Origin of the sequence: Streptomyces sp. NPDC002870 (genome assembly GCF_042888505.1) — a bacterium.
Lineage (GTDB): Bacteria > Actinomycetota > Actinomycetes > Streptomycetales > Streptomycetaceae > Streptomyces.
The window spans coordinates 217,275-231,214 of sequence record NZ_JBIAPW010000003.1 but is presented as its reverse complement, the minus strand read 5'-3'; the positions used below and the strand labels follow the sequence as shown (position 1 = coordinate 231,214).

Here is a 13,940-nt window from a genome sequence, read left to right as displayed (position 1 = left end):
CGCACATACGATGGAAGCCGGTCCAGTGTCGTATCGAGGAGAAGACGTGGCTGAGGAGCTCACCCCGGCGGAGTCCGATGAGGCTGCTGCCGCAGCGGGCCCGGAAGAAGAAGAGCAGCCGATCAAGCAGCGCAAGAACGGCCTGTACCCGGGCGTGTCCGACGAGCTCGCCGAGAACATGACGACCGGCTGGGCCGACACCGAGCTGCACGATCTGCAGCCCATCGCCCAGGCCTCGCACACCGCCGCCCGCCGTGCCGCGCTCTCGGCGCGTTTCCCCGGCGAGCGCCTGGTGATCCCGGCAGGCAATCTGAAGACCCGCTCCAATGACACCGAGTACGCCTTCCGCGCCTCGACCGAGTACGCCTACCTCACGGGCGACCAGTCCGAGGACGGCGTCCTGGTCCTGGAGCCGCACGGCGAGGACCACCGCGCCACCGTCTATCTGCTGCCCCGCTCCAACCGTGAGAACGGCGAGTTCTGGCTTTCGGGTCATGGCGAGCTGTGGGTCGGCCGCCGCCACTCCCTCGCCGAGGCCGAGCAGCTGCTTGGCATTCCCGCCGAGGACGTGCGCGAACTGCCTGAGAAGCTGCGCCAGGCGACCGGACCGGTCCGCGCCGTGCGCGGCCATGACGCCGGGATCGAGGCCGCGCTGACCGACAAGGTCACCGCGGAGCGCGACGAGGAGCTGCGGGTACACCTCTCCGAGGCGCGTGCCGTGAAGGACGAGTTCGAGATCGGCGAGCTGCAGAAGGCGTGCGACTCCACGGCGCGCGGTTTCGAGGACGTCGTCAAGGTCCTGGACAAGGCCGAGGCGACCAGCGAGCGCTATATCGAGGGCACCTTCTTCCTGCGTGCCCGCGTCGAGGGCAACGACATCGGCTACGGCTCGATCTGCGCGGCCGGACCGCACGCCACCACCCTGCACTGGGTGCGCAACGACGGCCCGGTCCGCTCCGGCGAGCTGCTGCTGCTGGACGCCGGCGTGGAGACCCACACCCTCTACACCGCCGACATCACGCGCACGCTGCCGATCAACGGCCGCTTCAACGAGCTGCAGCGCAAGATCTACGACGCGGTGTACGAGTCGCAGGAGGCGGGCATCGCTGCCGTGAAGCCGGGCGCCAAGTACCGCGACTTCCACGACGCCGCGCAGCATGTGCTCGCCGAGAAGCTCGTCGAGTGGGGTCTGCTCGAAGGACCGGTGGAGCGCGTGCTGGAGCTGGGTCTGCAGCGCCGCTGGACGCTGCACGGCACCGGCCACATGCTCGGCATGGATGTCCACGACTGCGCCGCCGCGCGCACCGAGGCGTATGTCGACGGGACGCTGGAGCCGGGCATGTGCCTGACGGTGGAGCCCGGACTCTACTTCCAGGCGGACGACCTGACGGTGCCGGAGGAGTACCGCGGCATCGGCGTCCGGATCGAGGACGACATCCTGGTCACCGAGGACGGCAACCGCAATCTGTCGGCGGCGCTGCCCCGGCAGGCCGACGAGATCGAGGCCTGGATGGCCTCGCTCAAGGGCTGACCTGCGGACAGCTGAACCGCGGACGAACGAGCAACACGGCGGAGGGCGCGCGGCTCAAGGACCTCAGGGATCTCCAAAGACGTCAGGAGACGTCAAGAGGCCTCAGGAGACCTTGAGCAGCGCGTCCTCCCGCCATTTCAGGATCTTGTCGAAACTGACCACCGCGCCGTGGCCGGGCCGGTTGCGGAAGTGCACATGGTCGGCGAGCTGCTCGATCAGACAGAGTCCTCGGCCGCTCTCGTCGGTGGGCCCGGCCTGCGGCAACGCGTGGGCGCACCCGCCCCGCCGGACGGGAAAGCCGGGGCCCGAATCGGCCACTTCGATACGGCACTTCTCGCCGTCCAGATACGCGGTGACGCGGTACGCGGCGGAGGCTTCGCCCGAGCCCTGGCCGCCGCCGTGCTCCACGGCGTTCGCACAGGCTTCGCTGAGCGCGACCGACAGATCGTAGGAGATGTCGGGGTCGACACCTGCGGTCTCCATCGTGCCGAGCAGCAGGCGTCGGGCGAGCGGGACGCTCGCGGCTTCGCGCCGCAAGTGGAGAGACCACCAGATGCTCATGCTCCAGCCTCCTGGCTGCGGCTCGACATACCGATACGTATTGCCGCAAGGCACGGTCCGTAAGCACACAGTTGACGTGATTGCGCTCATTCGGCCGACGCGCACGGGTAGCGCGGCGATGTATGTCCTCAAAGGGGATCTTCCGGACCTGCCGTATGGCCGCTTCCACCGCAGTGCGATGATGACCCGGCCATGTCGTCCATCCCCGTTGCACGCGCCGACGCCGGTCTGCGGCTGCTGAGGGCTGCGGTGTTCACCGCGGTCTGCGTTGTGCTGTCCGCGACGGGACATGTGCTTGCCGCCTGTGCGGCCGTGCCCTGGTGGACGCTGGCGGCAGGCTTCACCGGGGTGTTCGCGCTGGTCGCGCCGTTCGCCGGGCGGGCGCGCTCGCTGCCGTCCATCGCCGTCGCGCTGACCGTCGGACAGCTCGCCCTGCACGCCCTGTTCGGGGTCGGGCAGCACCGGCTGCAGCTGGCCCCGACGGCCGACGACGCGCTGATCAGAATGGCCGCGAAGCTCATGTGCGGGGCGGGCGCCGCGTCGCTGAGCCCTGCGGACGCGCGCCGGATCGTCACCACAGCGGGCATCACCCCGCCGGACCCCGGCACCCACGACCATATGGCGCAGACTGTCGCCGCTTCGCCCCAGCTGCTGCCCAGCCTCCCCATGCTGCTCGGGCATCTGCTGGCCGCGCTCGCGACCGGCTGGCTGCTTCGGCGCGGGGATCTCGCGCTCGTACGGCTGACCCGGCTGTCGGCGGACTCGGCCCATGAGGTGGCCCAGACCGCGTGGCTGCGGCCGCTGCGCGCCGCGCTCACTCTCGTACGGACGCTGCGCGCCGGCCTCTCGGGGGCGCCCATGGTGGATCCGCGCGCTCCCCGGACGTCGTCCGAACCTCCCGCACCGGCCGCCGGGGAGGCGCTCCAGCACACGGTGATCAGGCGCGGGCCTCCCGCGGATCTCGCTCTCGCAGCCTGACGCGGCCCACTCGACGGGAGTGGCGCCGCGGTGCCGGCGCATCCCTGTGTGCGCGGCGCGCATCCGCCTCTCCTGAACTGTGGAGTGTCCTCAAGCCATGAACGTTTCCCGCATCGCTGTCGCGACCGGTATCGCCGCCTCCTCCGTGCTGCTCCTGTCCGGCACGGCCTTCGCGCACGTCAGCGTGCAGCCGCAGGGCGAGGCCGCAAAGGGCGGCTACGCGACGGTCAACTTCAAGGTCCCCAACGAGCGCGACAACGCCTCGACCGTGAAGCTCGAAGTCACCGTCCCCACCGACCACCCGCTGTCGTCGGTGATGCCGCAGCCCGTGCCCGGCTGGAAGATCGAGGTCACCAAGTCGAAGCTGGCCAAGCCGCTCGAGGTGCACGGAAAGCAGATCACCGAGGCGGTCTCCAAGGTCACCTGGACCGCGGACGGTTCCAAGATCGCCCCTGGCCACTTCCAGCAGTTCCCGGTCTCTCTCGGGAAGCTGCCCGAGGACACCGACCAGTTGGTGTTCAAGGCGCTCCAGACATACGACAACAAGGAGGTCGTGCGCTGGATCGAGGAGACCAAGGAGGGCGCTGAGGAGCCCGAGTCCCCCGCGCCGGTCCTGAAGCTGTCGGCGGCCACCGATGATCACCACGGCGGCGCCACGGACGCGGCAGCCAAGGACGGCCAGGACGCCAAGAACGCCGGGCACGACGAGGACGAGAAGACCGAGGCCGCGTCCGACGACAGCAGCGACAACACGGCGCGTGTCCTGGGCGTCGTCGGCATCCTCGTCGGCGCCGCGGGTGTCGCCTTCGGCGTCCTGGCCGGACGCCGCCGCACCTCCTGACGCGCCGCTTGACGCACCGCCTGACGGTCCGTACATCACATTTGGGATATTTCTCCATGCGCAAGAAGAATGTGCTCACGGCCGCGCTCGTCGTGGCCGCCGGGCTCACGCTGTCCGCCTGCTCGGCCGGCGGCGACTCCGCCAAGGGCTCCGTCGCCGATGTCTCCGCCCAGCCGAACCGGCCGGCGACCCTGCTCGACCAGCCGTACGCCAAGCCGAACCTCGTCCTCACGGACACCCACGGCAAGAAGTACGACCTGCGCGAGCAGACCAAGGGCAAGCCGACGCTGATCTACTTCGGCTACACGCACTGCCCCGACGTCTGCCCGCTGACGATGAGCAACATCGCCGTCGCCAGGAAGCAGCTCCCCAAGGCCGACCAGGACAGACTCCAGGTCGTCTTCGTCACCACCGACCCGGAGCGGGACACCCCGGCCGAGCTCGCCAAGTGGCTGCCCAGCGCGGGCGACCCGTCGTTCACCGGCCTCACCGGCGACTTCCCGACGATCCAGGCCGGCGCACGCCAGATGGGCATCGGCATCGACCCGCCGAAGAAGGAGAAGGACGGCACGGTCGTCTCCATGCACGGCGCACAGGTCATCGCGTTCTCCCCGAAGACCGACAAGGGCTATGTCCTGTACGGCGAGGACACGACGGCGGACGAATACGCCAAGGACCTGCCGAAGCTCATCCGTGGGGAGAACCCGTGAACCGCCGCACAACCGCCGCCTCCGCCCTCGCCTCGGTCATAGCCCTGACCGCGGGGCCGGCGCTGGCGGGTTGTTCCACCTCGTCCGACAGCGGGCCCGAGTTGAAGGTCAGCGGCGCGTTCATGCCGCAGCCCGTGGGGGACGACATGGCGGCCGGGTTTCTGACCGTGCAGAACAAGGGAGGCGGGGCGGACAAGCTCACCTCTGTCACCAGCGACATCTCCGACGACATCACCATCCACGAGTCGAAGAACCAGAAGATGCAGGAGGTGAAGGCCTTCGACGTGCCTGCGGACGGCGAGCTCGATCTCGAACGCGGTGGAAACCACATCATGTTCATGAAGCTCAAGCAGAAGCCGATGCAGGGCGAGAAGGTCGCCGTGGAGCTGCGTTTCGAGAAGTCCGGCCCGATCAAGGTCGAACTTCCGGTGAAAGAGCCCACGTACAACCCGCCAGCCACGATGAAGCACTGAGCATTGAGGGACTGATCACGCCATGACAGCCACCGCCCCGCGCTTCGGCCCTTCCCCGGTACGGATGCTGCTCGCCGCGGCCGTGCTCATCGGCACGCTTCTCGGCGCGCTCCTGGCCGGTGCGAGTCCCGCTTCTGCGCACGCCGCGCTGACCGGGAGCAACCCGAAGGACGGGGCGGTGGTCGCCACCGCCCCCAAGGAAGTCACGCTCACTTTCTCCGAGCAGGTGGCCATGGGGAACGACTCGATCCGGGTCCTCGAACCCAGCGGCAAACGCTCCGACAAGGCGAAGATCCGCGATCTGAGCTCCGGTGGCACGGTCAGCTACGGCGTCGATCTGCTGTCCGGACTGCCCAACGGCACCTACACCGTTGCCTGGCAGGCCGTCTCGGCCGACAGCCATCCCATCTCCGGGGCATTCACCTTCTCGATCGGAGCGCCCTCCAAGACCACTGTCGCCCTGCCCGAGAGGGAGGTCGGCGGAGGAGTCGTCGGCGTCCTCTACGACATCGCGCGCTACGCCTCGTACGCGGGCTTCGTACTGCTGGCCGGCGGCGCGGCCTTCGTGCTCCTGTGCTGGCAGCGCGGCGCTTCCGTACGCCCCCTGCAACGCCTCGTCGTACAGGGGTGGGTGACGCTCACCGCGGCCACCCTCGCGACCCTCCTGCTGCGCACCCCCTACACCGGCTCCGGAAAACTGGCGGACGCGTTCGACCTCGGCGGACTGCGGGACGTCCTGGAGACCAAGACCGGGGCGGCGTTGATCTCCCGGCTGCTGCTGCTCGGGGCGGCGGCGCTGTTCGTCGCCGTGCTCTTCGGGGCGTACGCGAAGCGCGAGGACGAGGCCGCGAAGAAAGACCTCACCTTCGGTCTCGCCATCGGCGGCACGGTCGTCGCGGCCGGGATCGCCGCGACCTGGGCGCTGTCGGAACATGCGTCGACCGGCATCCAGCCGGGGCTCGCGATGCCCGTGGACGTCATTCATCTACTGGCTGTGGCCACCTGGCTCGGCGGGCTCGCGGCGCTGCTGACCGCGCTCTACCGTGCGCCGTCGATCGAGCGGGCGGCGGTGCGGCGGTTCTCCACAGTCGCGTTCAACAGCGTCGTCGTGCTGGCCGCGACCGGGCTCTACCAGGCCTGGCGGCAGGTCGGTTCGTGGTCGGCGCTGACCGGAACGTCGTACGGACAGCTGCTGCTGGTCAAGGTGGGACTGATCGTCGTCATGGTCGGTGTCGCGTGGATCTCGCGACGGTGGACGCGGCAGCTCGGGGAGACGACGGCGGCGGCGGAGACGACGGCGGCCGGCGCCGAGGAAGAAAAGGAAGAAGCGGAAGAAGCAGACTCGTCGGACCCCGAGCGGGCCGCTCAACTCGCCCGCCAGAAGGCCGCAGTGGCCACTGCCCAGAAGAAGAAGACACGGGACGCCGACCCCTCGCGTTCCGGACTGCGCCGATCCGTGCTGGCAGAGGCGGGTGTCGCGGTGGTGCTGCTGGCCGTGGTCACCGTGCTGACAACCACCGAACCGGGCCGTACGGAAGAAGAGGCTGCCGGGTCCGGAGGTTCCGAGGCTGCGGCGACTGTGCCCGCGGGTCCCACTGAGATCAAGCTGCCCTTCGACACCGGCGGCCAGAACGGCAGGGGGACGGTGCGGCTCAGCCTCGATCCGGCCACCTCCGGCGCCAACGAGATGCACGTCTGGATCGACACCCCGGACGGAAAGCCGCTGGACGTGCCCGAGGTGAAGGTCGCCTTCACCCTCAAGGCCAAGCAGATCGGCCCGCTGCCGATCACGCCCGACCGCCTCACGGCCGGACACTGGAGCGCGGGCGCGGTCCAGATACCGATGCCGGGCGAGTGGCAGGTCCAGGTGACCGTGCGGACCTCCGACATCGACCAGACCACCATCGACAAGAACGTGAAGATCGGCTGACGTACCCGTGAGTGACTCCGTGAAAGACCCCGTGCACGACCGCGTGAGTGGCCAAGTAAGCGACCCGGCGAGCGAAAACGCGAGCGACCCCGCGAGCGACAAGAACATCTCGCGGCGGCGACTGCTCGGCACCGTCGGCGCGGTGGGCGCGACCGGGCTGGTGCTGGGGGCCGCGGGCGGCGCCGCCGCGCACGCGGCCGCCTCCGGGGACTCCCCGACCGCGCTGACGACGGTCGGCTCGACCGGCGTCGCATTCCACGGCGAGCACCAGGCGGGCATCACCACGCCCCTGCAGGCCCGCGGTCATCTGATCGCCTTCGACCTCGCGCCGGGAGCGGGCCGCAAGGAAGCCGCCGCGCTGATGCGCCGGTGGTCCACGCTCGCCGCCGAACTGATGGCGGGCGGGGCGGGCGGCGACGGCAGCACAGGCGTCGCACTGGACGCGGGGCCCTCGTCGCTGACGATCACCTTCGGCTTCGGCCGCACGTTCTTCGACCGTACGGGGCTGGTGGCGCAGCGCCCGCCGGAGCTGGACCCGCTGCCCGCCTTCTCCTCCGACCAGCTGGACGCCAGGCGCAGCAACGGCGATCTGTGGGTGCAGATCGGCTCGGACGACGCGCTGGTCGCCTTCCACGCGCTGCGCGCGGTCCAGAAGGCGACAGGGGAAGCGGCCCGGGTGCGCTGGCAGATGAACGGGTTCAACCGTTCGCCGGGGGCCACGGGCAAGCCGATGACCGCCCGCAATCTGATGGGCCAGGTCGACGGCACACGCAATCCCAAGCCGTCAGAGCCCGACTTCGACCGGCGGATCTTCGTGCCGTCCGGGACTGAGTACGCATGGCTGGCGGGCGGCTCGTACGCCGTCGTACGCAGGATCCGGATGCTGCTCGACGACTGGGAGAAGCTCTCGCTGAAGAAGCAGGAGCTGGTCATCGGCCGGCGCAAGTCCGACGGCGCGCCGCTGACCGGCGGCACCGAGACGACCGAGCTCGCGCTCGACAGGACAGGCCCCGACGGGAAGCTGGTGATCCCCGACAACGCCCATGCCCGGATCTCCGCGCCGGAGCAGAACGGCGGTGCGGCGATGCTGCGGAGGCCGTTCTCGTTCCACGACGGCATCGGCCCGGACGGGGTGCCGGACGCGGGCCTGCTCTTCATCTGCTGGCAGGCCGATCCGCTGCGCGGCTTCGTACCCGTACAGCGCAAGCTCGACCGCGGCGATGCGCTGTCGCCGTTCGTCCGGCACGAGGCGAGCGGACTGTTCGCGGTGCCGGGCGGGCCCAAGGAGGGCGAGTACGTGGGGCAGCGGCTTCTGGAGTCGTGAATCATGGCGGCCCATTAGGGTGACGGTATGTCGGCCACGCGCTACACGTATCTCGGTCCCGAGGGCACCTTCACCGAAGCCGCCCTGCGCACGCTCCCCGAATCCGCCACCCGGGAACTCATCCCCATGGTGTCTGTGCCGGCTGCGCTCGACGCCGTACGCAATGGGGACGCCGCCGCCGCACTCGTACCGATCGAGAACTCCGTGGAGGGCGGCGTCACCGCGACCCTTGACGAGCTGGCCTCCGGCGAGCCGCTGATGATCTACCGCGAGGTGCTGCTGCCCATCGCCTTCGCGCTGCTGGTACGGCCGGGTACCCCGCTGTCCGAGGTGAAGACGGTGACCGGGCACCCGGTCGCCCAGCCGCAGGTCCGGAACTGGCTGCGGAACAACCTGCCGGACGCCCTGTGGGAGTCGGCAGCCTCGAACGCGGACGGCGCACGGCTGGTGCAGGAGGGGCGGTACGACGCGGCCTTCGCGGGCGAGTTCGCGGCGGCGACGTACGGGCTCGAGCCGCTGGTCACCGAGATCCATGACGCGGAGAACGCGGAGACCCGCTTCGTACTGGTGGGCCGACCCGCCAGGCCCGCGGCACCGACCGGCGCGGACAAGACGTCTGTCGTCATCTGGCTGGGCGACGACCACCCGGGTGCGCTGCTCGAACTGCTGCAGGAGTTCGCGGTGCGCGGGGTCAACCTGATGCTGATCCAGTCGCGGCCGACGGGCGCGGGGATCGGGAACTACTGCTTCGCCGTGGACGCCGAGGGCCATATCGCGGACCGGCGGGTGGGCGAGGCGCTGATGGGGCTGAAGCGGATCTGCCCGAATGTGCGGTTCCTCGGTTCGTACCCGCGGGCGGGTGTGGCGGTGGGGGACGTACGGGAGCTGCGCGCGGGGACGTCCGACGCGGAATTCACGGCGGCGTCGGACTGGCTGGCGCGGTGCCAGGACGGCCGCGCCTGAGCGGACGCGGAGGCTGACTATCCGGTCCTACCTGCAGATTTTCGTTGTCCACAGAAGTTATCCACAGGCGCGCTTCTCGACCTGGGGACAAGTCGACAACACAAGCCGACATGGTCGACAAATCTGCTCACTCACCCCACTTCCGTCCACAGGGCCGCAGGGTGCCCCCTGTCACCTCAATTCCATTGATCAACTCTTTAGAGCGAGGAATTCCCACCCGAATGAGTGTGTGAGGTGGGTTTGGCTGGGGAATCCTCCGGCTCACGCACAGCCCTCAAAATGATCTTTTCCGTGATTCCCCGTGGTCCACAGATCCCACACACAGCCTGTGGATAACTTTGCCGGAAGCCGCATCCCTGTGGACAAGGGGAGCCCAGGCCCCATCACCAAAAGGTGCGGGTCAATGCGACCCGCACCTTCTTGCCCCATTTCGGCGAATAGCGTCGCATTTATTGACGCTTACCCTCTCAATCAGCATCCGCTTTACCGCCCCTTTCCAATTCCGGCAATTCAAGCAATTCAGACAAAACGCACGCGCGGCGATATCGTGTGGGGCGCCGTCAGTCCGCACCGGTAGCCTGGTGGGGTGATTGACCTTCGCCAGCTCCGTGAGGACCCCGACCGTGTTCGCGCCTCCCAGCGCGCCCGTGGAGAGGACGTCGCCCTCGTCGACGCCCTGATCTTGGCCGATGAGCGGCGCAGGTCGTCCGGCCTCCGCTTCGACGAGCTGCGCTCCGAGCAGAAGCAGCTCGGCAAACTCATCCCCAAGGCCTCTCCCGAAGAGCGCGCCGAGCTGCTGAAGAAGGCCGAGCAGCTGAAGGCCGACGTCAAGGCGGCCGATGCCGCGCAGGACGAGGCCGACGAAGAGACCAAGCGGCTGCTGCTCCAGCTGGGGAACATCGTCCATGAGGACGTTCCGGTCGGCGGCGAGGAGGACTTCGTCGTCCTCGAGACGCACGGCACGATCCGGGACTTCGGCGCCGAGGGCTTCGAGCCCAAGGACCACCTGGAGCTCGGCGAGGCGCTCGGCGCCATCGACGTCGAGCGCGGCGCCAAGGTGTCCGGCTCGCGCTTCTACTACCTGACGGGCGTCGGCGCGCTGCTCGAACTCGCGCTCGTCAACGCCGCGATCGCGCAGGCCACCGAGGCCGGCTTCATCCCGATGCTGACCCCGGCGCTGGTCCGTCCGCGCGCCATGGAGGGCACCGGCTTCCTCGGCCAGGCCGCGGAGAACGTCTACCACCTGGAGAAGGACGACTACTACCTGGTCGGCACCTCCGAGGTCCCGCTCGCCGCGTACCACATGGACGAGATCATCGAGGCCGACAAGCTGCCGCTGCGCTATGCCGGCTTCTCGCCGTGCTTCCGCCGCGAGGCAGGGACGTACGGCAAGGACACCCGCGGAATCTTCCGGGTGCACCAGTTCGACAAGGTCGAGATGTTCTCGTACGTCGCTCCCGAGGACGCGGAGGCCGAGCACAAGCGGCTCCTGGACTGGGAGAAGCAGTGGCTGACCGGCCTGGGGCTGCCGTTCCAGGTGATCGATGTGGCGACCGGCGACCTCGGTGCGTCGGCCTCGCGCAAGTACGACTGCGAGGCGTGGATCCCGACCCAGGGCAAGTACCGCGAGCTGACCTCAGCGTCGAACTGCGACAGCTTCCAGGCGCGCCGCCTGTCGATCCGGATGCGCGACGGCAAGAAGGTGCAGCCGCTGGCGACGCTGAACGGCACGCTGTGCGCCGTACCGCGCACGATCGTGGCGATCCTGGAGAACCATCAGCTGGCAGACGGTTCGGTGCGGGTCCCCGAGGTGCTCCGTCCGTACCTGGGTGGGCGTGAAGTGCTGGAGCCGGTCGCCAAGTGACGTTCCCCTACCGGCTCGTCGCGACCGATCTCGACGGCACGCTGCTGCGTGACGACGAAACGGTCTCGGATCGCACACGTCACGCCCTCGCCGCGGCCACCGCGGCGGGCGCCGCGCACATCATCGTCACCGGACGTGCTGTTCCGTGGACCCGGCACATCCTGGACCACCTGGGGTACGACGGGCTCGCGGTCTGCGGCCAGGGCGCGCAGGTCTACCACGCGGGCGAGCACCGGCTGCTGACGTCCGTGACACTGGACCGGCAGCTGGCCGGACTTGCGCTCTCCAAGATCGAGGCGGAGGTCGGCCCGCTGGCGCTGGCCGCGAGTCGCGACGGGCTCGACGGCGAGGTACTGGTCGGCGCCGGCTACCGGGTTCACGATGGCCCGCTGCCGGTGGTGGCGTTCGAGGACCCTTCCGAGCTGTGGTCCGCGCCGATCAACAAGGTCTACATCCAGCATCCGGGGCTCGATGACGACGCGCTGGCGAGGGTGGCCAGGGCGACGGTCGGCAGCCTGGTGGACGTGGTGATGGCGGGCTCGGGCGTGGTGGAGATCCTGCCGCTGGGGCTGAGCAAGGCGACGGGGCTGTCGCTGGCGGCGCGGCGGCTCGGGCTGCGGGCGGCGGACACGATCGCGTTCGGTGACATGCCGAACGACATTCCGATGTTCGGGTGGGCGGCGCACGGGGTGGCGATGGCCAACGCGCACGAGGAGCTGAAGGCCGTGGCGCACGAGATCACGGCGTCGAACGAGCACGACGGCATCGCGGTGGTGCTGGAGCAGCTGCTTCAGCGCTGACGCGCGAGGATGCTTGGGCGCTGCGGTGCTTGGGCGCTGCGGTGCTTCTGCGCCGACGCGTGGCTGTGCGGCTGTGCGGCTGTGCGGCTGTGCGGCTGTGCGGCGGAGGATGCGCGGATCGAACGCGCGCGGGGTTTCCGGCCCCGACGACGGCTTAGCAAGCCGCTGCCTTACCACTCGGCCAATCCTCCGGGAGGGGGCGGCCCGCGCAGATGCGCGCTCGAAGCGGCCGCCCCCGGGCAGCTGCCTGCGGGCGGCTTCGCAGAGTGGTCGGTGGCTACTCCGCTGCCTGCCCGGCGCTGCCCTGCTGGGAGCTCGACGGACTCGTACTCGTACTCTCGGTCATCGCCGCGCTCCTCTCCCGGTCGGTGGCGTCGGTCGCACTGGCGTGCGCCGGCTCAACTACTGTGCCCCGGGCGGCGCTTCGGTGCCACTGATTTTCGAGGCGGGTCACCGCACGGCAGATGCTCGCGGCCCGCGACCGGAGGTGTCCGACGGTGTCCAGGTTCGCCTCGACCCTGGTGACGCGGCGGTCGAGGGATGCGTAACCCTGGCGCCAGCCCCCTTCCTCCTCGGCGTCGAGGAGGTACGTACGGACGCAGCGGGCGATGTCGCTGTCGCGAAGAAGCATCGCGATGTTGAGCACGGTGCGGCGGGTGTAGAGCCGGAGCTGGGTAGCTCGCCTGTGGATAACTCTCGTCCCATGTGGCCAGAACGGCCACATGGAAACTCTGCAGTTCAGAGCCCTTCAGAGTGATCAGTCCATTGGCTTGCAGCTCGTCACGGTGGCGCTTGACGACACTGTGGACAGCGTCCCTGTGGATTTCGAAGTAGCGGGCCACGTCCTCTGTGCGGACGTGAATTCCGTCCGGAAGCATGACAAGCGCCTTCACCTTGTCCAGGACTTCGACACGCCCCTTGTGCTCGTCGCGCATCGCGCGCGACTCGAGCAGGGCGACTTCCGATGGCATGAAAATGCCTTCCGTTCGCAGAACCGATCATGGACGGCCCTCCTCCCCGGGCTTCAGGGGTGGAGGTCGGCTCACGGTGCTACTCACCCAATGACCGGCCCGGCTTTCGATCCGGCACCGGCAATCCCCAGTTTCACGAACTCTCGTCGCCACGAACTCCAGTTGCCTCCACGCACAGTGGACAACGAACCGATAACCGTACAGTTATGCGGATATGCGTCAACCCCCGCCCACCGGACAGGGGTTGACACCAAAGAGGCGGGGCGCCGCCGCCTCACTCCTCCCCGGCGAGCTTCAGCACCCTCAGCTTCTGCCCCGCGTACCACGTCGCCACCACCGTGACCCCCGCCAGCAGCGCCACCGCCAGCGGCAGCCCCACGTCCGAGCCGATCAGGCCCTCCCCGCCGATCCTCTCGGCGAGCGACAGCGACCACTGCTGGACGCTCAGCGTGCGCGCCCCCGGCACCAGGCTGCCGAACAGCGTCTCCCACACCAGCGCGTAGACGAGTCCGATCACCACCGCATGCCGGCTGACCGTCCCGAGCAGCAGGAACAGCGCGCTGTACACGATCGACGCGACCAGCGCCGCCACGGTGTAGGCCACCGCGACCTGCTGGCCGTTGCCGTTCAGGATGAATCCGGCGATCAGTGTGGGCACCGCCGAGAAGGCCATCGTGATCGCGATGGCCACGATCAGTTTCGTGAAGATGATCGTCGGCCGCTTCACCGGCTTGGCCAGCAGATAGACGATCGACCCGTCGTCGATCTCGGGTCCGATCGACCCGGTGCCCGCGATCACGCCGATCAGCGGCACCATCGTGGCGATGGCGAACCCGCCCAGGACATCCGCGGCGACCTGATCGTCCACGCCGTTGAAGCTCCGTACCGCCGCCGCGATGAGCAGCAGCAGTCCGGGCAGTACGAACAGGATCGCTGCCCGGCGCCTGCCGAGCACGGCCCGATAGGTGAGCCGGGCGACTGTGGGGTTGTACAT

The 13,940-nt window shown here is 69.0% G+C and carries 12 protein-coding genes, 1 tRNA gene and 1 pseudogene; 10 read left to right on the top strand and 4 right to left on the bottom strand.

The genetic code is table 11. From position 1 onward, the window contains the following. The first annotated feature begins 46 nt into the window (after positions 1 to 46). Positions 47 to 1,531 (top strand): aminopeptidase P family protein, encoded by a 1,485-nt coding sequence (locus ACFYWY_RS05635; protein WP_389180154.1) that lies wholly within the window; start codon positions 47 to 49, stop codon positions 1,529 to 1,531. Between the two features lie 102 nt (positions 1,532 to 1,633). On the opposite strand, the gene ACFYWY_RS05630 is transcribed toward ACFYWY_RS05635, so the two are convergent. Next, entirely contained in the window at positions 1,634 to 2,092 is a 459-nt protein-coding gene (locus ACFYWY_RS05630; RefSeq protein WP_389180151.1) for an ATP-binding protein, read from the bottom strand. Between the two features lie 192 nt (positions 2,093 to 2,284). On the opposite strand from ACFYWY_RS05630, the gene ACFYWY_RS05625 reads away from it, so the two are divergent. The 9 genes from ACFYWY_RS05625 (at position 2,285) to ACFYWY_RS05585 (ending at position 11,975) form a co-directional block, all read left to right on the top strand. Then, entirely contained in the window at positions 2,285 to 3,070 is a 786-nt protein-coding gene (locus tag ACFYWY_RS05625; protein ID WP_389180148.1) for a hypothetical protein, read from the top strand. 97 nt (positions 3,071 to 3,167) lie between these two features. Further along, the gene (locus ACFYWY_RS05620; protein WP_389180145.1) at positions 3,168 to 3,911 is read left to right on the top strand and encodes a YcnI family protein; all 744 of its coding nucleotides are present in this window, start codon (positions 3,168 to 3,170) and stop codon (positions 3,909 to 3,911) included. A gap of 56 nt (positions 3,912 to 3,967) precedes the next feature. Next, on the top strand, positions 3,968 to 4,621 hold the full coding sequence (locus ACFYWY_RS05615) for an SCO family protein (protein ID WP_389180142.1): 654 nt from the start codon (positions 3,968 to 3,970) through the stop codon (positions 4,619 to 4,621). Next, positions 4,618 to 5,094, top strand: a complete 477-nt coding sequence (locus ACFYWY_RS05610; protein WP_389180140.1) for a copper chaperone PCu(A)C — start codon at positions 4,618 to 4,620, stop codon at positions 5,092 to 5,094. The genes ACFYWY_RS05615 and ACFYWY_RS05610 overlap by 4 nt, the downstream gene beginning before the upstream one ends. Before the next feature lie 22 nt (positions 5,095 to 5,116). Continuing rightward, positions 5,117 to 7,024, top strand: coding sequence for a copper resistance protein CopC (locus tag ACFYWY_RS05605; RefSeq protein ID WP_389180137.1), 1,908 nt, complete (start codon positions 5,117 to 5,119; stop codon positions 7,022 to 7,024). A 106-nt stretch (positions 7,025 to 7,130) separates the two neighbouring features. After that, on the top strand, positions 7,131 to 8,348 hold the full coding sequence (gene efeB, locus ACFYWY_RS05600; RefSeq protein WP_389180690.1) for an iron uptake transporter deferrochelatase/peroxidase subunit: 1,218 nt from the start codon (positions 7,131 to 7,133) through the stop codon (positions 8,346 to 8,348). Between the two features lie 27 nt (positions 8,349 to 8,375). Further along, positions 8,376 to 9,311: a prephenate dehydratase gene (pheA, locus tag ACFYWY_RS05595; RefSeq protein ID WP_389180134.1), complete on the top strand. Its 936-nt coding sequence runs from the start codon at positions 8,376 to 8,378 to the stop codon at positions 9,309 to 9,311. A gap of 586 nt (positions 9,312 to 9,897) precedes the next feature. Further along, entirely contained in the window at positions 9,898 to 11,175 is a 1,278-nt protein-coding gene (gene serS, locus ACFYWY_RS05590; protein WP_389180131.1) for a serine--tRNA ligase, read from the top strand. Then, positions 11,172 to 11,975 carry an HAD family hydrolase gene (locus ACFYWY_RS05585; RefSeq protein ID WP_389180128.1) on the top strand — a complete coding sequence of 268 codons (804 nt, stop codon included), beginning with the start codon at positions 11,172 to 11,174 and terminating at the stop codon, positions 11,973 to 11,975. The genes serS and ACFYWY_RS05585 overlap by 4 nt, the downstream gene beginning before the upstream one ends. Before the next feature lie 103 nt (positions 11,976 to 12,078). Here ACFYWY_RS05585 and ACFYWY_RS05580 read toward each other — a convergent pair. The 3 genes and pseudogenes from ACFYWY_RS05580 to ACFYWY_RS05570 all read right to left on the bottom strand — a co-directional run bounded on the left by ACFYWY_RS05580 (position 12,079) and on the right by ACFYWY_RS05570 (position 13,940). Continuing rightward, a tRNA-Ser gene (locus tag ACFYWY_RS05580) sits at positions 12,079 to 12,166 on the bottom strand. Positions 12,167 to 12,411: 245 nt separating this feature from the next. Beyond that, positions 12,412 to 12,946 (bottom strand): annotated as a pseudogene (locus tag ACFYWY_RS05575) (hypothetical protein); the annotation flags it as partial. Between the two features lie 274 nt (positions 12,947 to 13,220). Then, positions 13,221 to 13,940 carry an ABC transporter permease subunit gene (locus ACFYWY_RS05570; protein WP_389180125.1) on the bottom strand — a complete coding sequence of 240 codons (720 nt, stop codon included), beginning with the start codon at positions 13,938 to 13,940 and terminating at the stop codon, positions 13,221 to 13,223.

Coding starts and splice junctions, on each gene's coding strand:
- ACFYWY_RS05630 (WP_389180151.1), bottom strand. CDS start 2,092: ATGAGCATCTGGTGGTCTCTCCACTTGCGGCGCGAAGCCGCGAGCGTC.
- ACFYWY_RS05625 (WP_389180148.1), top strand. CDS start 2,285: ATGTCGTCCATCCCCGTTGCACGCGCCGACGCCGGTCTGCGGCTGCTG.
- ACFYWY_RS05620 (WP_389180145.1), top strand. CDS start 3,168: ATGAACGTTTCCCGCATCGCTGTCGCGACCGGTATCGCCGCCTCCTCC.
- ACFYWY_RS05615 (WP_389180142.1), top strand. CDS start 3,968: ATGCGCAAGAAGAATGTGCTCACGGCCGCGCTCGTCGTGGCCGCCGGG.
- ACFYWY_RS05605 (WP_389180137.1), top strand. CDS start 5,117: ATGACAGCCACCGCCCCGCGCTTCGGCCCTTCCCCGGTACGGATGCTG.
- pheA (WP_389180134.1), top strand. CDS start 8,376: ATGTCGGCCACGCGCTACACGTATCTCGGTCCCGAGGGCACCTTCACC.
- ACFYWY_RS05570 (WP_389180125.1), bottom strand. CDS start 13,940: ATGTACAACCCCACAGTCGCCCGGCTCACCTATCGGGCCGTGCTCGGC.